Source organism: Ruegeria sp. YKSD179 (assembly GCF_059612885.1).
On record NZ_JBXWRL010000002.1, the window covers coordinates 71,795 to 89,661 of the forward strand.

Genomic DNA, 17,867 nt, shown 5'->3' on the forward strand with positions numbered 1-17,867 from the left:
TCCCCTCTGGCACAGCTCAGCATGAGAACAGTTCTTTATTATGTCAGGGCTGAGCCGACCAAAGAACCTTCTTTGGCGAAGCCTAGCGGCGCCCTGCCATCAGAACAGCCAAGGCAAAACGGTGTGAATATTTCTTGGACCAAACATGGTTCAATCCGACAGAGTTGCATGAATTTGAATACTAGTTATCGTTCTGCAAAGGGAGGACCATCTGATGCGAATAGGGTTTCTTGCAATAGCATTTTCGGCCTTTGCGACGGCGCCGATTGCACAAACTTACGACATCGTCATCTTGAATGGTCGCGTTATGGACCCTGAAACGAATTTTGATGCCGTCGCCAACGTCGGAATATCAGGAGGATGGATTGTTGAGATCACCGACCAACAAATAGAGGGCGACGAGGCGATTGATGCGACTGGGCATGTCGTTGCCCCTGGGTTCATCGATCTTGAACAACACGGTCTCGACCCTTGGGGAATAAAGGTTAACCTGCGGGATGGTGTGACCACTCAAATGGATTTTGAGCTTGGGGCGTTGAATATCGACGAGTGGTACGCAAAGCGGGAAGGGGCGACGCAGGCGAATTTTGGTACTGTCGTTGGCCAAGAATATGCGCGGATGCGTATCCATGACGAAATGGCTCTAGAAGGTCCTGATGTGTCCATGCCGCTGACATTGTCAGTGCATCGAGCAAAAGCTGCCGAAGATGGCGTTGACGGCTGGTCAGTCACCAAAAGTTCTTTGGATCAGATGAACCAAATTACGCAGATTCTTGACGAAGGTCTGAGGCAAGGTGCAATCGGCGTTGGGTCCACAATTGGTTATGCCAGAGAAGGTATTACGACTTACGAAATGCTAGAAGCCCAGAAGATTGCGGCCAGATACGGACGCCTTACATCTGCGCATCATCGTTTTCACCCAAGTGCCTCTACGCCGACGGAAACCCAAACTGGTGTAAATGAACTCTTGGTAAACGCTATGGTTCTGGATGCGCCGCTGCATATTCACCACGACAACGATTATGGATGGTGGGAAAACCAGGAAAAGATGCAGTTGGCCCGCGCCAAGGGGTACAACGTATGGTCCAGCTATTATCCGTGGACGGCAGGATCGGGAAATTACGGCGCTTCGATTGTTGCTCCCTCGAATTGGGAAGACAACATGGGATACAAATATGAAGAGACTATTTTTGACCCTCAACTTGACCGCTATGTGACTCGTGGGGAATTCGAAGAATTTGCCGCGAATGAGCCGGGGCGAACGCTGATTGCGTTCAGCCCACCTAGGGAACAATGGCTTTTGGACTGGATCAAGATTCCGGGTTTTGGTGTCTCGGGGGATGGAATGCCCAGTCTTAATTCCAAAGGCGAGCCTCTGACGTGGGATTCTCCGTTCGAAGATTATGCAGGTCACCCAAGGTCCGCGGGCACACATGCCACCGTTCTGCGACTGGGGCGTGAAAACGATGTTCCGCTTATCTTTACGCTGGCACAGCTCAGCTATTACCACGCTAAGTTTCTCGGCGACACCGGATTGCAAGCCATGAAAGTCCGCGGCCGGATGCAAGAAGGAATGGTTGCGGATATCACGATCTTTGATCCTGAAAATGTTAGAGAACAAGCGACATATAGCAATGGAAGCAATGGCTTACCGTCAACCGGCATTCCGTTCGTGCTGGTAAACGGACAAATTGTTGTAAGAGACAGCGTTGTGCAAAAGGATGTCTATCCAGGTCAGGCAATCCGCTTTCCACAAGAGGAACAGGGCCGCTTTGAGCCTGCTTCGCGCGAGCAATGGTTGAACACCTTTGCCATCGACAGCGGAGGCGCACGCCCGACCTTGATCGAGGATATAACCGATGACGAAGCGTTCCTTGAGCCTTTAACGCCGACAGCAACAATTATAGCAGAGCTTTCGCCTGTCAAAACTGCCCCTCAGGACTGGTTCGCCCAAGCCAATGCAATAGACGATTCCCAGTTGTTCCTTTGTCGTGTCCATGGCGTCCTTGAAGATCGCGCCACGGCAGAACGTGATTGGGCAGAGGCGGTTCTGGCGAATTGGGGCGAAGACCAGTCAAAGCGATTTGATCCCTTATACGTGGATTGAGACCTAGTCATTTAAGCATAGGGCATGAGCATTAGCTTGGTTTGATGCATCCACGTACCACGCTGACCCCGCATAGGAATCCGCGGGTGATTGCGTATAGCTTGCGCCGACACTTTTCAGAGAAAACTAACTCACGATGCCAGGGCCTTGTCACCAGAACGTTCAGCTGTCTGCCGTGCTCCGGCGACAGTTTATGTAAATTCTAGCTATTCTTCACGCGTCTCCACAAATTCTCCAGATTCTCTTCAAGCACTGTTCCTGCCCTTACGGCATTTGTTGAGAGAGGAACGATTTGGGAAGGGAGACTCACATGCACGTCGCTGAAGTCGAAACCACAGCACTCGATCTTGCCGCTATAAAAGCTAAGCAACACGCGACTTGGTCTTCAGGAGATTATGCAGCTGTGGGTACAACCCTTCAGATTGTAGGGGAAAATCTGGCCGAAGCGTTGGATCTCCGCCCTGATGCACGAGTTTTGGACGTCGCCGCTGGAAATGGCAACGCCACTTTGGCCGCGGCAAGGCGACACTGCAACGTTATGTCCACCGACTATGTTCCCAGTCTATTACGTGCAGGTTCTGCGCGCGCCGAAGCTGAGAATGCCGATGTTGATTTCCGAGAAGCCGATGCCGAAAACCTGCCTTTCGACGCTGGTTCGTTTGATGTTGTCATGTCGACTTTCGGCGTAATGTTCACCGCCGACCAAGAGGCCGCCGCCCAAGAGATGCTGCGTGTATGCCGCAGAGGCGGCAAGATCGGTTTGGCTAATTGGACACCGGAAAGTTTCATTGGAGACGTTTTTCGTACCATCGGTCGCCATGTCCCGCCGCAAGCCGGGGTTCGGTCACCTCTGGAGTGGGGTACCGAAGCGCGATTGAAGGAACTATTTGGTGACGGGGCTGCTCGGATCGAGATTACAAAACGCAACTTTGTGTTCCGGGTGCGCTCACCAAAGTACTGGGTTGAACATTGGCGCGAGGTCTACGGTCCGGTTCACAAAGCCTTTGGTGCTGTTGGCAAACGCGCGCCCGAACTTGCGGCGGATCTGATCGCAGTGGCGCGTGAACATTCTGTTGACCCAAACGCAATGATTGTCCCCGCAGAATATGCGGAAGCCGTCATTTACCGCTCATAAACAATTGACGGCCTTGCGTTCCGGGCTGGGAAGGCAACAGAAAGGTATCGGCTATGACTGCTCAAATTCGGACGTTTCAAACTCCTTCGCTGTTCGCTAAATACGGCGGTCTGGGCGCGTTGCGAGCAGTCATTTTCGACTTCTACGACCGCGTGTTGGAGAGTGATGTGGTCGGCCATTTCTTCGAAGACGTGGACCTGGCTAAACTCGTTGATCACCAGACCAAGTTCTTTGCTTCGGTCTTAGGTGGCCCAGCGAATATTGCCGACCAGCGTTTGGCCTATGCACACGCCCATTTGCATGTCACGCACGCTCATTTTGATGAGATTGCAGGCATCCTTCATGCTACGCTGACGGATGCCGGTTTCACGCCGGAAGATTTAAAATTGACACTTGCGGCAGTAGAGGCGCGACGATCGATTATTGTAAAATAGTGTGGCGCGACGAAAGAACTTGGCACCGGGCATATTTGGCCCAATAGGGTTTTAAGTTAGCTGTGTGGATTACTAATTTCTTTTATTGGTTTGGCGTCACTTGAAACCCGCCTTGCGAAAGGAAGCGGCAAGTCTGTCCCGATAGCCTTGGTCGCGGATTGGGGCAGAATCGACAAGTTCCTCAGCTGTCGCATGTGGTTTTAGGCTCCGAACAACCTTGGCGACTTCATTCATGCGCTGCGTATTTCCCATTTCAGCCGCGCATGCCATTATCAGCCGAGGTGCCCACGTAGACCCCGGAGCTTCAATGTAGCCTTGTTCCAGCATTGGCAGCGCGCCTTCGTAGTCGCCGGTTCCGTAGCGCGCCGCGCCAATCCCAAAATAATAACTGAAACGCATTGGGTCGTGCGGGCTTAGACGCAGCGCCCTTTCATAGTTTGCGATCGCCTTAGACAGCCGACCGGAATAGGTCTCCAACGCACCAAGCATGGCCCAAGCCCACGCAAGACTGGGGTCCCTGTCCAGTGCTGTTTCCAGATGATGTCGCGCCGCGACATGTTCGCCCGCAGCAACCTCTGCGCTGGCTACAAATGTCAGGACCAGCGCGTCTCTGGGCGCGAGCGTCAAGGCAAGTTGGCCGTGTTCCATCGCCGAAGCAAAAGCGGCGTCTCTGTCAGGCGCCCATTCCGACAGTGCTTGCTGACCCAGACACCAGGCAAGCATTGCGTGCGAAAGCGCATGTTGAGGATCGGCGATGAGTGCGCGTTCCAAGTGAACAACGGCTTGGCGGTTGTCCTTTGCATCCATCCTCATGCAGAGCGGTGTCGCGCGCAGTAGCTCGTGATAAGCATCCGTCACGCTTGTCTCGGATGCAGCTCGCTGAACTTCGACCATCATCACGTTTGGTACGAGCCGGCCCAAAACTGCGGAAACGACTTGATCTTGGGCTGCGAAAGGATCGTCTAGTTGCCCTTCGAAGCGGTCTGCCCAAACCTCTTCCATGCGCTCTGCATAGAGTAGCGACGCGTTCAGCCGAAAAGCTTCACCTGAAAAACGCAACTTGAGCTCTAGTACATATCGAACGCCAAGTGCTTCGGCCAAGCTCTTTAAGTCTGACCCGCCAGAGTGGCGAGCCACGTATAATGTGCCAACTCGTCCCAATGCAGCGCTTATGTCATCCTCAAGGCCCTCTCCAAAAGCACGTTGAGCGTCCGTCGGCGAGACCATCATCGTCGGCAGGATCGCTATTGAAGGTTGCGCAGATGCTGGCGAGGTTGACGCTCCGTCGAAACGTTCCTCTGCCTGCCCTACAAACTGAAATCCGCGACCGTGTAATGTCTTTAAAAACTCTTGGCGGGTACCATCATCACCAATGGCTGCGCGCGCTGCCTTAATACGGCTGCTCAACGCCGCATCCGATACAACTCGATCCCGCCATATTACGTCAAAAATCTCGTCTCGGGATACGACCCGATCCCGATTTTCTATCAGGTGCCGCAACAGCGCGAATACTTGCGGCTCGGTCGGTACTGCCGCACCGTCCCGCATCAACTGCAATCGGCGAACATCCAAAGTGTATGAACCAAAGACATATTTCATAACTCATCTTTGCCCGTTTCAGCATATTTCGCAAAGGCCAACCCGGCCCAGATTTACACTTTCTCAAATTTCCATTGAGACACGCACGCCAGCGTTTAGTTTCGCACTGTCTTTGTAATTGCCAAGTTAGGATTACGGGAACCTTTGAGCGGCGGGGCGAAGTTTAAAATCAGATTAGCATCGCACTAACTTCCCAGCAAAGTCGCCAGGTCGGTGCGATGACGAACCAGAATACTTTCACGAAGCATAACAAGAACCAATTCGCGCTGAAGAGATGCTTGTGCATCGATCGCTTCTACTCCCGACACGCGGTAACGCTCTACATCTGGGGCTGGAAGCATTGTAAAACCTAGCCCTGCCGAGACACACTCCATTATCGCCTCCAAATTATCAAGTACGACTGTTTTGGAATGCGCTGGGCGTTCAAAATCAAGCATGACGCGAGCGATTAACTTTCCAATCCCCGTATCTGGCATAAAGTGGAAGAATACGCCCTCGGACAAAAGATTATTCAAGCCCTTTTCAAGCAGGTTTTCATGGGCTGCGAACACGAAAGGTTCCTGTCGCAGAACCTGAGATGAAAGTTGATTGGGAAGCCCATTGGCATCTGTGATAACCGCCGCATCCAAAAGGCCTGACAGAACTTTTTGCTCCAAGTTGGCTGACAATCCCGTTTCGAACTCGAAAACAGCGCGTGGCATTTTCTTGTTTGCGGATCTGAGGAACATTGGAAGCAAACGTACCGCTGCCGTTGTCACAAATCCCAATCTAAAATTGCCGGCAAGGTCGCCACTTGGACGGCAAATTTCGCTTAGCTTTTCCTCGTGCCTAAGCATTGGGATGGCTTCTTTGACGATTGCGCGTCCGATTGGTGTCAACCGAGGAGGCCGTACTGATCGGTCAAACAATTCGGCGCCCAGCACATTTTCCAAAGATTTCATCTGCATGGAAAGTGCTGACAACGTCATACCTAGTTGTTCGGCGGCCTCGGTAAAGGAATCAACTTGCGAGACTTTGACGAGGCTTCTGAGGGACCGTGTGTGCATTATTTCAGTTTCGTTGAACTAGACTTACACTTTAACTTTGTTTTCTTGAACAACAAGCTCTGTTAAGGGTGTTCTATCACGTTTCCGTGACCCAACTATTAGCAGGTATTCAAGCAATGACTCACTCACTTGTTAAAGCCGCTAAAGAACTTGCGCCGGGTTTTGCAGCTAAAGCTGCCCATTGGGACAGGACCCGCAGTTACTGCTGGAGCAATATCTCAAAATTGGTGGACGCAGGCATCATGGGAATGACTATTCCCAAGGCATTAGGTGGTCGGGGGGCAAGTTATCTTGAAGTTGTGGAAGTTGTCGAAGAAATCGCAAAGGCATGCACGCTAACGGCGCGTGTTGTGGTTGAATCCAACATGGGTGGAATTAGTGCTGTCATGGCCTATGGAAATAAGGAGCAAAAGTCTTTTTGCGCACCACTCGTTCTGGCTGGCGACAAACCGGCAATTTGCATAACCGAACCCGAGGCAGGAAGCGCCGCAACAGAGATGCAGACAACGGCTAGAAAGTCTGGAGACAACTACATTTTAAACGGGGGAAAACACTGGATCACTGGCGGGGGTGTATCGAAGTTGCATCTTGTTTTCGCCCGCGTGATTGACGAAGCGAACTGCGACAAGGGCATCGGGGGGTTTATTGTCTACGCCGATCCCACCAACGGAGAATTGCCCAAAGGATTTGAGATAGTTGGACGAGAAAACACACTCGGATTGTGCGGCATGCCAGAAGCCGAGCTGCGTTTTAACAATCTCGCGGTGCAAAGCCGCTGGCTGATCAATCCGCCGTCCGGGCTTGAACGTGGGTTTTCTGACCTCATGCGGGCCTATAACTCACAGAGAGTGGGCGCAGGAGCGATCGCTTTGGGTGTCGCGGCAGGAGCTTTCGAGCATGCAAAGAAATACCTGCTAAAACGCGAACAGTTTGGGCGTCCGTTGGCCGAATTCCAGGGGTTGCAGTGGATGATTGCGGATATGGATACACAAATCCATGCCGCGCGGCTTTTATTGCGTGAGGCTGCATGTTCGGGGGGCGTTGACGGAAGCCAGTTCCCTGAAATGGCGACGGCTGCAAGAGCCAAACTCTTTGCTTCAGAGATGGCGATAAAGGTCGTGAACGATGCGCTTCAAATGTTCGGAGCACGCGGGTACAGCGACCGGGAACCATTGGAACGAATGTACCGTGACGTTCGCATGTTCACCATTGGTGGCGGGACCGCGCAGATTTTACGCAATCAGATTGCCAGTTCGGCATTGGGCAAAAAGTTCCCGCAGACCCGCGACGGATACCAGACTTCAAGCACTGCTTTGAATGATTTGGCCGCTGAATAGACTGTGCCGGGAACTGCATTTCGGTATTTTATTGCGACTTATCGATTGCTTGATTGCCCTTTTCCAATCGACCATCAAGCTTATTCAAGTTCTTTTTGGTATCCGAACAGAGCAGGCAAGCCGCCAGTGTGTATCATAACCACTTTTTGCCCGCGCCGAATTTCGTTCCGTTGGACCAGATCCAGTAAACCGGCGAAGGTCTTGGCTGTGTATACGGGGTCCAGAAAAATACCTTCGGTTTGCGCCATTAACTCTAACGCTGAACGTGATTTTGGAGCGAGCCGTCCGTAACCGGGCGCAAGAGCCTCATCCCGAGTTTCAATGCCACGCACCAGAGCAGACGGATCAATACCTAGTAAGTTTGCAAGTTTCTCGACAACCGTTACCATCCGTTCATGCTGTAACTGGCAGTTTCGACGAACGCATATTCCCATTACCTTGGCAGAACTTCCTGAAGTTTTTAGGCCCGTTAGCAACCCAGCATGAGTTGCGCCACTGCCTGACGGAACAACTACGGCGTCAAAATCTTGCATTTGTTGGTGCAATTCCTGTCCTGCAGCAACGTAACCAAGGGCCCCCAATGGTGGATGATGAAGTCCTAGATGAATGACATAGGGGTTTCGTCCTTGCGCTCTCAGTTCATCGGCGCGTTTGTGCAAAGCTAAGTCCGCCCCGGCTTCGTCTTCACCGACCGGGAAACTTATGTGCTCGGCGCCAAGTATTTTCGCCAATAATACATTTCCAGACTGATAATACTCTGGCCCCATATCGGGGACCCGCTCCTCTAACTGCAGAACTGACTTCATTCCAAGGCGGGCCGCTGCCGCCGCTGCCGAGCGAACGTAATTCGACTGTACGGCACCGGTGATCAAAACTGTGTCCGCGCCTTGTGCCAACGCGTCCCCAAAATAAAACTCGAGCTGTCGAGTTTTGTTTCCTCCAAATCCAAGCCCGGTGAGATCGTCGCGTTTGAGCCAAAGCTCGATGTTAAGTTTTTCTGACAGGCGGTCCAGTCGTTCCAGCGGCGTTGGGCCCGACATAAGTTGGGCTCTGGGAAATTTGGACAACAGATCATCTTGTTTCATAGCTCACCTGTTGAGTTCACAGCGCTAGAAAAGCACGACGCAAGAGAACATAGCAGGCCAAAAGAGAAATTACTCGAATGGCGGATTTGACAAGAGTTTGCGGCAAGTACGGACGCACTGCACGCCCGCAAAGGCTTCCGATTACTGCGGCGCCGGCAAAACCCATTAGCTGGGAACCAAATGGAATTGATTGCCAGTCAGAGATACTGTGCAGCAGAAATGCGACCCCATAGGCAACCAAGGCAATGGGTTGAACCAAAACCGCAACCTCCTTTGAGGAAAATCCTTTTGCGATCAGTCCAAAAACCATAAGCGGACCGGGTGTTGCGGCCCATACTGTCGCTAATCCTGACAGGCCGTTGACGGTCACAAAGCCTTTTGTTCCAAACGATTTATGCAGTGGGATTAATGTCGTAACAACGCCAATCAGCAGAAGAAATCCGGTTAGTGCCAATACGAAGGCTTCGCTAAGCAACGGATAAACGACCAGACCAGCGACCACGCCTGTCAAGCACCCAAGCACTGCCATTTTGATGGTGCTCAGTTCAGCAGGCACGGCCCGCCAGTCTGTCGCTACCGCCGAAACAATTGTGTTGAGCAGCAAAAGCGCAGGCACAGCCGTGGCCGTGCCAAGCAGGATCATCATGGAAGGTCCGGCCACAATGCTAAATCCAATGCCGACCCCAACCTGCAGCATGGCGCCAAGAAATACAGCGATGACCAAAACGGACAATTCCAGAAGCAAGTTATTCACCCTTTGGCAAACCAGTCTCTTTCACGGTGCGAAGGTATATTTAAACCTTCGGCTCTTTCGTGGAAATTACGCCCAAGGCATAAGACCGTTATATGGTGTGCGTGCCGAAACCGAATGTGCCATTTGCGCCAATGTAGTAAGATCAAATACCGGCAACCTCAATTCTTGCTGAATCTTGGCAGCATAGGGCGGTAAATCGGTGCACTCCAACACAATAGATCGAATTTCAGGCGTTTCGAGTTTGAGTTCGCGCACAGCCTGCAAAACTTCGGCTTCGATCAGGTTGGTATCCATCTTTGTACGCGAGTTCCGCAGGATTACTTCGGCGAACTCACTTGTATTTTCCAGCCCTTTCACTGCAACAGGGATACCATTGGCACCAACACCTTCAAAGTGATTGGTTGTCAGCGCCGAGGCGTCTGCAGTGATCACTCCTACTGGCGCTGTGGCACCCGTCATTTGATAAGCCAAAGGCACTTGAATAAGGCTCGATGCGAAAACCGGAACCGAAACGGATGCTGCCAATTCTTTTTGAAATAGCGCCAGAAACCCACAACTTCCTGTGATCGCGCGAACACCCTCAGCCTCCAGCCGCTGGGCACCTTTTAAGAAGGGCTTCAACAATTCGCGTGTGGGATTGTTCAATAGATCCGGCACAGTAACGCCGTCGATCATCTCGTACAAAATGGGGAAAGGCAGGCTCGATGGATTTTTGATATGTCCGGGTGGCTTAGGGAAGTAGCTTTCCAGACAAAGAACGCCTATCGAAGCCCCGCAGATGTTCTGACCTCCGTTGTAAATTGGCATTTCGTTCAGATCCTTTGTCAAACAAGGTGTGGGGATTAGTCATTGGACCTAGAACCGCGCCAAAGCAAAGCGGTTCAAGTCAATGTTTAGGTGACGTTCCGACAGCAGGTCGGCAACAAGCTCGCCTGTTTTTGGCGCCATCATGAGTCCATAGTGTGAATGCCCAAAAGCCGTATAAAGCCCGGGTTGTCCCGCCAACTCGCCGATGGCCGGAAGGCTGTCGGGGAAGGACGGCCGTCGCCCCATCCAAAACCGAGACCCGTCTTCGTTCAAGTCTGGCAACATTGCCTTGCCCTTCTTAGCAAGGATCGACTTTTTGCGTGGGTCTGGCGGCGCATCGATGTCCCCAAATTCCGCAGTTCCCGCAACACGCAGACCGTCCTGCATTGAACTAGCGACAATCTTTTCCTCAACATCCATAACCGAGTGATTGAGTCTGCTCGATGGGTTTGGAAATTCGATATGGTAACCGCGCTCGGCAACCAGAGGCACCTTAATTCCCAACGGTTTCAAAAGATTTACCGACCAAACTCCGGCCGCGAGCACGATTTTTCGAGTTCGCAGTGTTCCGCCTGAAGTTTCCAGTTCCCAACCGCCGTCTTGAGCGCGAGCGATGGCATTGACCTCGGTTTTAACAATCTCAGCGCCTTTGCTGCGTGCCTTTTCCGCAAGAACTGCGCCGACACGCCCCGGAGATGTAATGCGCGCTTGTCCTTTGATCAGAACGGCAGCCTTGAAATCACGCGACAACGCGGGTTCTAAGTGGCTTAATTCTTCCCCGTCAATTCGCTCCAACCTTGCGCCTTTCTCCTTACGTATGCGGTAGTCTAAACCGTCAAGGTTGGCCCGTTCCGGACGTCGAAAAGCGTGAACATAGTAGCTGTCGACGATCAGGTCCTCGTGACCAGTGCCATTTAGATGCAGTCGGTACAGATCAATAGACGGGCGACACAACAGTTCCATCGCATCGGAAGTATCTCGGACAGCTTGCTCTTTGGAGTTTCCAAGAAACCGCAGCCCCCATGGGATCATCTTTGGCCAAAAAGCTGCGCGGACCGACAACGCACTTTTGGGGTTCAAAAGCATTGCCGGTAGTTGCTTCCAAACGCCGGGTACGGATTGAGGGATTATCGACCAAGGCGAAACCACTCCGGCGTTCCCGAACGATGTCTCCTGGCCCGGTTCTCCACGATCAAGTAGACGTACAGGAATGCCTCGCTCAATCAGGGACAAGGCGCAACAAATTCCGACGATTCCGGCGCCAATGACTGTAACTTGCTCTGTCATTTGCTCAGGCCGTGGATCGGATGCGACTGCGCGCAATCAATTGGGTAACAATGACAGGTGAAGCGACCAACAATGCAATAAGGTCGGCAGTCAAAGATGGCGCGACAAAAATCACGCCAGCAAACGCGACAAGAATTCGAGACGCCAAGTTCAATGGTGTCAACCAATACCCGACCACTGCGGCAGAAAGGGCGATTACACCGGCGATGCAGCTTGTCGCCGTATATGTAAATTCCCATAAATTGAAGCCGGTGGAAGACACGAACAACAGCACTGGTGCGTAAACAAAAGCCATTGGAGCAATAACCTTACCAAGCCCTAACGTGAACGCAGAAAGGCCGGTTCGGAAAGGGTTGGAGTTTGCGATTGCGGCTGCAGCATAGGCCGATGTGCAGACCGGTGGCGTAATCTCGGATACGACACCGTAGTAAAGTACGAACAGATGGCTTGCGATTGGCGGAACACCCAATTGCGCCAGCGCCGGCTGAGCAACAGAAACCAACATGATATACAACGCGGTCGTGGGGATGCCGGCCCCCATCAGAATGCAGACTATCGCAATAAATACCAAAGAAATGAACAGTTGCAGGTCTTCCATGGCAAAGAATTGAAAGCTGCCGAACGAGATCATGTTGTACAAATCAGAGGCGAGATTCCCGGCGCCTTGGGTGACCATGAAGCCTATCCGGAAACCAATACCAGTTGTGTTGATCACTCCCACAACGATGCCGACCGCCGCGGCCGCCGCGCCGACTGCCAGCGAGTACTTTACGCCCAACTCGACCGCCTGCAACATTTCAGGAACCTCTATGCGTCTTTGTGGGTTCAACGTTGCAACGATGGAAAGCGCGCTAAGGATCGCTGTCATTGTCATATCAAAGCCACCGTCGGAAAACTTCCATATGACAAACGCAAGAAACGCTGCCGCATAGATCAATGTTGGCGGCTGTTTCAGGCGGGACATTCCTGCGATTACCGCAAGTGAAATGCCGCAAAACGCCGACATAAATGGAGTGTATCCTGAAAACAGCACTACGAGCAGGCCAATCAGTGGAACAATATTGGCCCAGCCTTCGCTCCAAACTGCCTTTAATTGCGGCAATTGCTCTTTGGCGAGGCCCTGCAGATTTAGCTTTCGCGCCATCAAGTGCACAACAGCAAAAACGCCTACGTAGTGAAGGATAGCCGGAAAAATCGCCGCGATCACGATTGTCGTATAAGGCACTTCCAGAAACTCGGCCATAATGAACGCTGCTGCGCCCATGATTGGTGGCGTAATTTGCCCGCCGGCCGAGGATGCGGCTTCTACACCGCCGGCAAAGTGACCTGGGTAACCAAGGCGCTTCATGTTCGGAATAGTCAAGGCACCGGTCGACACGGTGTTCGCCACCGAGGATCCGGAAATAGTTCCGAAGAAAGCCGAAGAAACCACCGACACTTTTGCCGGGCCGCCGGTATACCGTCCAGCAAGGATGGTGGCGTTGTCTATGAACAATTGGCCCAGACCGGTGCGCTGCGCAATCACGCCAAACAACACAAAGTGGAAGACGATGGTCGAGACAACCCATAATGTGACGCCATAAATACCCTCTTGGGGGAAATACATGGACGACACGAAAGTTTTAAAATTAACGCCTGGATGTTGAAGCAAGCCGGGGAAATACGGCCCTAAAAGAGCATAAGAAATGAACACGCAAATAATAAGCGGCAGCACCCATCCAAGAGTGCGGCGTGCGATATCCAGAACCAACAAAATTATGACGACACCCAGAAATACATCATAGTTGTTCGGATTTCCCATCCGAAAGGTTTGTTCCTCGATGCCAAGGAATGGTATTCCGCGCCATGCAAATCCCACGTAAAGGGCGGCAAGGACGCCAAATGCCATAAATACAAGGTCATAAAGTGGGATGTTTCCAATCCGAAAACGGCTAACCTTTAGCGCGTACAGGTTTTTCGACCCGATGATTGGAATTGTCGCGTAAATCAGAATGAATAGCCCCGCCAGGTAAATGCCCATATGCCAATGATCGGCGGGCAACCCAAATCCTGCAGTTATAAACTCGTAAAAAGCAAAGATCAGGGCGACAACGCGCAACACTTTGCCAGCAGTTGGCGTCACCTTTCTAACTTGTGCACCTTCATCGAACTGTTCCTCAATCGCTGCAAGTTCTTCTGCTGACAGTTCGTGGTCATCAAGGTTCTGGGAATCGGACATAATGGCACCCTGATTTGAGTAAACTCTATGGTGCGGTACCCCATGCGGGGTACCGTCGTACTGGTCTTGGTCAGAAATTTAGGCTTAGAGCAGACCGGCTTCTTTATAGAATTTTTCGGCACCCGGATGTAGCGGAACGCCAAGGGCTTCCACACCGTCCAGCGCTGTGTCTGGTGTAATCTGCTTGCCTTTTGCGTGGCCGTTATCCAAGAGCTTGCGGGTATTGTCGTTCCAAAGTGCTTTGGTCATTTGATAAACGAGATCTTCCGAAAGATCGGAAGAAACAACCAACATCGCACTTACAGCAGGCGTTTTGGTTTCAGACTCCACGCCTTCGTAAACGCCGCCTGGAATGGCAGAGGGGATATATGCGGGAATGATTTCGTTGATCTTGGCGAGGTCTTCATCTGAAAATGAGTGCAGGCTCATTCCCTTGGTAGAAGATAGTTGAACCATAGCAGCCACAGGCCAACCCGCAGCATAGAAATATGCGTCCAGTTGACCGTCAGCCAAACGCTCGGCGCTTTGACTGTTGTTCAGTTCAGCTTCGTCCATGTTGTCGCGATTGACGCCCCAAGCTTCGAGCATCTGAAGTACTGCGACTTGAGTACCTGAACCTGCTTGGGCGATACCGACACGTTTTCCTTCCAAATCGCTCAGATCATTGATTGTTTCTCCTGCCGGCAACACTAGGTGCAAATCTTCTGGGAACAAGTTGGCGACAATACGCAGCTTGGGATGCGGTTTGCCTTCGAATTTTCCTTCTCCCAAATACATAGAGCGGGTGACATCAGCAGCAGCTAGTCCAGCTTCTAGCTCACCATTCTGCACAGCCGCATTATTGAAGACAGAAGCAGTAGTGGACTGCGCGATTGCGATCAGGCCAGGAACACCGCACTGGCCGCCTTCTTCACATGGGCGGGATCCGGGAGGGGCCGAAATTCCGTTGGCAATGGTGCCGCCGATCGGAAAATACGTTCCTCCTGCGCCACCCGTGCCAATGCGGAAAAAGGTGGGGTCTTGTGCCATTGCAGGCGCTGCAAGAACACTGGCCAATGCGAGGCCCTTCAAGGTTTTCACAAAGTTCATTTCATTCTCCCGGTTCTGGAACATCAGATTCGGTTTGCCCGAATTTCGATCCTGTAAGCGTAGAGGCAATTTCCATAAATACAAATTTGTTATATTTTACAAAACTGAGATTTCACTTATATACAAGAAATGAATCTTACGCAGCTCACAGTCTTTCGCGAGGTGATGGAAACAGGTTCCATCTCTCAGACCGCAAAGAAGCTGAATCGTACTCAGCCAGCTATCAGTCTCGCCATCAAGAACCTTGAAAAAAAGCTTGGGCTGACGCTATTTGAGCGCCGGGGGCGCCGGCTCGTCCCGGTTCCTGAGGCGCATTATCTGCTGGCCGAAACCACGGGTATCCTGGACCGCATTTCAACCATTTCCAGAACTATGGAAGGGTTGGTCAAAGCCAGCAGTGGCAGTTTAAACATAGCCACCATGCCGGGACCTTCAGCTTATCTTTTCCCTCGATACATCAGCAACTCAGTTGGTGAGAATCCGGATATTGAAATTACGCTTTCCACACGCAGTTCGCCACAAATCGTGGAATTGGCGGGTACTCAAAACATTGATTTTGGTTTTGCGGATTTCGAATTTTCTACTGGCAGGCAATCCCAGTTTTCTGCTGAAATAATTTATGGGGATTGCTTTTGCGCCCTTGATCGAGACAACCCTCTGGCCGCGAAAAGCGGTATATCGATTTCAGATCTGGACAGAATACCAATGGGGGGATTGCATGCAACGCATCCCTTTCAAAGAAAAATAAGGGCGGAATTTCAAGCCGTCTCATCAACGTATAGTCCAAGCGTCACGTGCCAGTACTTCCTTCCGCTCATCCCCTTTGTCAGCTCTGGCCAGTGTTGCACTATCGTGGATCCTTTGACGGTCGCTACCGAACAGGAATTGAACCTTTCCAACGGAAGGGTGGTGTTCGTACCATTTAAGAAACCGCTTAGATACGAGTACGCAATCTTGGTACCTGATCATCGGCCACCTTCGCAATTGGCGCTCAAGATCAAGGCTGGATGGAAAGAAGAGGTGTTGAAAATGTTGAACGATGTTGGTGCGAATCCTCGATCCGAAGTTTTGTTCCACAGGCAGGAACCTTAACGCTCGTTGACGCTTGGCACACCATGACAACACTGCGTCGGACTGCGGTTCTTTTCAAAACGCTTCTGACGCTTCCCTATTCTTAGTCGGTTCAATAGGTATAGCTAAAGTAGCTGTTGTGATTTTCAGAAGATCCGCCAGCGTTGAGATAGGAAGGTTAATGGAGCGGATGGAAAGTGTTGAGAGCTTTTCCAAGGTCGGGCCTGAGAACGTGGCTTGGGAAAGTTTAAGGAACGAACTGAACAATTGGGCCAAGCAAGGGAAGAAAGCCTCTTTCTGGTGGCGCGATGACGACGCGACTACGACTGGGCCACAGCTTTCAAGGCTCTTAGCCCTTTCCGAAAACTACGAAGCTCCGATCGGGTTAGCAGTAATTCCAGCTTACGCTGATAGTCAGTTGGCGGAAGCTGTCCACTTGAACGAGTACGCTTACGTTCTCCAACATGGATATGCTCACACAAATCACGCTTCGGGAATGAATGTTCAAGGAGCTTGGGAACTCGGGTTACAACGACCGTTGGGTGTAGTGTTGGCCGAACTTGAGAAAGGGAAGTCTTTGCTGCGCGGCCTTTTTCAAGAAGATCGTTTTGTGCCGGTTGCGGTTCCACCATGGAATCGAATTGATCCCCTGATTGTCGAACATCTTGCAGGCTTGGGTTTTGTCGGATTATCGACTGGCGAAGCACGGCACGCAAAGGAGGCTGCACCGGGTCTTAACCTTGTGAATGTGCATTGCGATCCAATCAAGTGGAAAGGCGGAGCGCATTTTACAGGCACGGAAAAATCGATTTCATTTTTGACTGACCATCTGAGCGCAAGACGCAAGGGTCTGGTCGATTCCGAAGAGCCTACGGGTTTCATCACTCATCACGCCGTTCATGATGATGCAATCTGGGATTTCAGCGAGAAATTATTGTCAGTTCTTCACGAACACTCGGCAGCATATTTTGTGTCGCCTAAAGAAGCATTTTTACCATGATCATAAGACCAGCAGTGCAAAGTGACATTGCACCAGCCATCGAGCTTTTACACGGAAAGATGAGCCGAAAGATTTCTCCTGAACGCTGGCGCAGAATATTTGAGTACGACTGGGGGATGCGCAAGCCGAATTACGGATATGTTGCCGAGGTCGACCAGCGTATTGTCGGCTATGTTGGCGCGATTCATTCCGACCGAATTGTTGATGGGAATCGCTTGGGCATCACAAACATGTGCGCGTGGTACCTTGAAAAAGATCATCGGGGTAATGGCGCTGGTCTGCGACTGATGGCCGAAGCGACCTCTGACCCTGAGCGTCATTTCACCAGTATGACAAGCACAAGCAATCCAAGAACAATGGGTGTTCTGCGGGCGGCTGGTTTTGAATCTTTGGATGACTTCCGGTGGGATTGGCAGCGAAACGCGCAAAGCACAGACAACATTGAAGCTATTTCTGAAATCGAGGAAATTCTGTCTCGATCCACGGAGCAAGAGCAGGATATTCTTCAAGATTTATTGCCGTTTGGAGTGGTGCCCATAGTATTTCGCAAAGGCGACTTTGAAACGCTGATCGTGTTCGCAAGTACTGTAAAAGGCGACGACCAACCTTGGTTGGATGTTCTTTACACCCGAGATGCCCGATCTGGGTTTTTGGCTGAATTTGGACAGCAGATCGCAAATATTTTGCTGCCTTCGAACGATGCGGTCTTGTCTGCGGACAGGCGCTTTTGTGGAAAAGACCCCGCTTCTGGCACGCAAATCACGCTGCCAGCTCCACGCTTTGTAAAGTCTCCCAGTTTGTCTGGAAGTGCAGTCGATCACCTCTACACAGAGTTGCAGTTACTGTCTTTAAAGCTCGATTAAAGATCTTCATCCTGCCAATAACGGCAAAACAGAAC

At 51.5% G+C, this 17,867-nt stretch carries 15 protein-coding genes; 7 read left to right on the plus strand and 8 right to left on the minus strand.

All coding sequences use genetic code 11. The features are described 5' to 3' along the window. The first annotated feature begins 214 nt into the window (after window positions 1-214). From AC2FNE_RS00610 to AC2FNE_RS00620, 3 genes are all read left to right on the plus strand, one after another. Window positions 215-2,107, plus strand: a complete 1,893-nt coding sequence (locus tag AC2FNE_RS00610; protein WP_170604106.1) for an amidohydrolase family protein — start codon at window positions 215-217, stop codon at window positions 2,105-2,107. Window positions 2,108-2,417: 310 nt separating this feature from the next. After that, window positions 2,418-3,242 (plus strand): class I SAM-dependent methyltransferase, encoded by an 825-nt coding sequence (locus tag AC2FNE_RS00615; RefSeq protein ID WP_496804573.1) that lies wholly within the window; start codon window positions 2,418-2,420, stop codon window positions 3,240-3,242. Window positions 3,243-3,295: 53 nt separating this feature from the next. After that, window positions 3,296-3,676: a group I truncated hemoglobin gene (locus tag AC2FNE_RS00620; RefSeq protein WP_170604102.1), complete on the plus strand. Its 381-nt coding sequence runs from the start codon at window positions 3,296-3,298 to the stop codon at window positions 3,674-3,676. Between the two features lie 96 nt (window positions 3,677-3,772). Here AC2FNE_RS00620 and AC2FNE_RS00625 read toward each other — a convergent pair whose 3' ends face one another. Both AC2FNE_RS00625 and AC2FNE_RS00630 read right to left on the minus strand, forming a co-directional pair. Beyond that, window positions 3,773-5,275, minus strand: a complete 1,503-nt coding sequence (locus tag AC2FNE_RS00625; RefSeq protein ID WP_170604100.1) for a winged helix-turn-helix domain-containing protein — start codon at window positions 5,273-5,275, stop codon at window positions 3,773-3,775. A 185-nt stretch (window positions 5,276-5,460) separates the two neighbouring features. After that, entirely contained in the window at window positions 5,461-6,321 is an 861-nt protein-coding gene (locus tag AC2FNE_RS00630; RefSeq protein WP_170610337.1) for a LysR family transcriptional regulator, read from the minus strand. Window positions 6,322-6,437: 116 nt separating this feature from the next. Here AC2FNE_RS00630 and acdA point away from each other — a divergent pair, with 116 nt between their 5' ends. Continuing rightward, window positions 6,438-7,658, plus strand: coding sequence for a 3-sulfinopropanoyl-CoA desulfinase (acdA, locus tag AC2FNE_RS00635; protein WP_170604096.1), 1,221 nt, complete (start codon window positions 6,438-6,440; stop codon window positions 7,656-7,658). Window positions 7,659-7,738: 80 nt separating this feature from the next. On the opposite strand, the gene AC2FNE_RS00640 is transcribed toward acdA, so the two are convergent. From AC2FNE_RS00640 to AC2FNE_RS00665, 6 genes are all read right to left on the minus strand, one after another. After that, complete coding sequence (locus tag AC2FNE_RS00640; RefSeq protein WP_496804574.1) at window positions 7,739-8,743, minus strand: D-cysteine desulfhydrase family protein; 1,005 nt, start codon at window positions 8,741-8,743, stop codon at window positions 7,739-7,741. 16 nt (window positions 8,744-8,759) lie between these two features. After that, window positions 8,760-9,488, minus strand: coding sequence for a TSUP family transporter (locus tag AC2FNE_RS00645; protein WP_170610334.1), 729 nt, complete (start codon window positions 9,486-9,488; stop codon window positions 8,760-8,762). A gap of 75 nt (window positions 9,489-9,563) precedes the next feature. Then, entirely contained in the window at window positions 9,564-10,304 is a 741-nt protein-coding gene (locus AC2FNE_RS00650) for an aspartate/glutamate racemase family protein (RefSeq protein WP_170476317.1), read from the minus strand. A gap of 48 nt (window positions 10,305-10,352) precedes the next feature. Further along, the gene (locus AC2FNE_RS00655) at window positions 10,353-11,591 is read right to left on the minus strand and encodes an NAD(P)/FAD-dependent oxidoreductase (RefSeq protein ID WP_496804575.1); all 1,239 of its coding nucleotides are present in this window, start codon (window positions 11,589-11,591) and stop codon (window positions 10,353-10,355) included. Between the two features lie 4 nt (window positions 11,592-11,595). After that, window positions 11,596-13,809 (minus strand): TRAP transporter permease, encoded by a 2,214-nt coding sequence (locus AC2FNE_RS00660; RefSeq protein ID WP_496804576.1) that lies wholly within the window; start codon window positions 13,807-13,809, stop codon window positions 11,596-11,598. Window positions 13,810-13,893: 84 nt separating this feature from the next. Further along, window positions 13,894-14,898, minus strand: a complete 1,005-nt coding sequence (locus AC2FNE_RS00665) for a TAXI family TRAP transporter solute-binding subunit (RefSeq protein ID WP_170476312.1) — start codon at window positions 14,896-14,898, stop codon at window positions 13,894-13,896. Window positions 14,899-15,027: 129 nt separating this feature from the next. Here AC2FNE_RS00665 and AC2FNE_RS00670 point away from each other — a divergent pair, with 129 nt between their 5' ends. The 3 genes from AC2FNE_RS00670 to AC2FNE_RS00680 all read left to right on the plus strand — a co-directional run bounded on the left by AC2FNE_RS00670 (window position 15,028) and on the right by AC2FNE_RS00680 (window position 17,832). Beyond that, window positions 15,028-15,990: a LysR family transcriptional regulator gene (locus tag AC2FNE_RS00670; RefSeq protein WP_170610331.1), complete on the plus strand. Its 963-nt coding sequence runs from the start codon at window positions 15,028-15,030 to the stop codon at window positions 15,988-15,990. A 160-nt stretch (window positions 15,991-16,150) separates the two neighbouring features. Next, window positions 16,151-16,969 (plus strand): polysaccharide deacetylase family protein, encoded by an 819-nt coding sequence (locus AC2FNE_RS00675; RefSeq protein WP_496804577.1) that lies wholly within the window; start codon window positions 16,151-16,153, stop codon window positions 16,967-16,969. After that, window positions 16,966-17,832, plus strand: a complete 867-nt coding sequence (locus tag AC2FNE_RS00680) for a GNAT family N-acetyltransferase (RefSeq protein ID WP_170604082.1) — start codon at window positions 16,966-16,968, stop codon at window positions 17,830-17,832. The genes AC2FNE_RS00675 and AC2FNE_RS00680 overlap by 4 nt, the downstream gene beginning before the upstream one ends. Window positions 17,833-17,867 lie beyond the last annotated feature (35 nt).

Bases quoted from the DNA above. Each gene is read 5' to 3' on its own strand.
- AC2FNE_RS00625 (WP_170604100.1), bottom strand. From the start codon at position 5,275: ATGAAATATGTCTTTGGTTCATACACTTTGGATGTTCGCCGATTGCAG.
- AC2FNE_RS00660 (WP_496804576.1), bottom strand. From the start codon at position 13,809: ATGTCCGATTCCCAGAACCTTGATGACCACGAACTGTCAGCAGAAGAA.
- AC2FNE_RS00640 (WP_496804574.1), bottom strand. From the start codon at position 8,743: ATGAAACAAGATGATCTGTTGTCCAAATTTCCCAGAGCCCAACTTATG.
- AC2FNE_RS00670 (WP_170610331.1), top strand. From the start codon at position 15,028: ATGAATCTTACGCAGCTCACAGTCTTTCGCGAGGTGATGGAAACAGGT.
- AC2FNE_RS00665 (WP_170476312.1), bottom strand. From the start codon at position 14,898: ATGAACTTTGTGAAAACCTTGAAGGGCCTCGCATTGGCCAGTGTTCTT.
- AC2FNE_RS00610 (WP_170604106.1), top strand. From the start codon at position 215: ATGCGAATAGGGTTTCTTGCAATAGCATTTTCGGCCTTTGCGACGGCG.
- AC2FNE_RS00680 (WP_170604082.1), top strand. From the start codon at position 16,966: ATGATCATAAGACCAGCAGTGCAAAGTGACATTGCACCAGCCATCGAG.
- AC2FNE_RS00615 (WP_496804573.1), top strand. From the start codon at position 2,418: ATGCACGTCGCTGAAGTCGAAACCACAGCACTCGATCTTGCCGCTATA.
- AC2FNE_RS00630 (WP_170610337.1), bottom strand. From the start codon at position 6,321: ATGCACACACGGTCCCTCAGAAGCCTCGTCAAAGTCTCGCAAGTTGAT.
- AC2FNE_RS00620 (WP_170604102.1), top strand. From the start codon at position 3,296: ATGACTGCTCAAATTCGGACGTTTCAAACTCCTTCGCTGTTCGCTAAA.
- AC2FNE_RS00675 (WP_496804577.1), top strand. From the start codon at position 16,151: ATGGAGCGGATGGAAAGTGTTGAGAGCTTTTCCAAGGTCGGGCCTGAG.
- AC2FNE_RS00650 (WP_170476317.1), bottom strand. From the start codon at position 10,304: ATGCCAATTTACAACGGAGGTCAGAACATCTGCGGGGCTTCGATAGGC.
- AC2FNE_RS00655 (WP_496804575.1), bottom strand. From the start codon at position 11,591: ATGACAGAGCAAGTTACAGTCATTGGCGCCGGAATCGTCGGAATTTGT.
- acdA (WP_170604096.1), top strand. From the start codon at position 6,438: ATGACTCACTCACTTGTTAAAGCCGCTAAAGAACTTGCGCCGGGTTTT.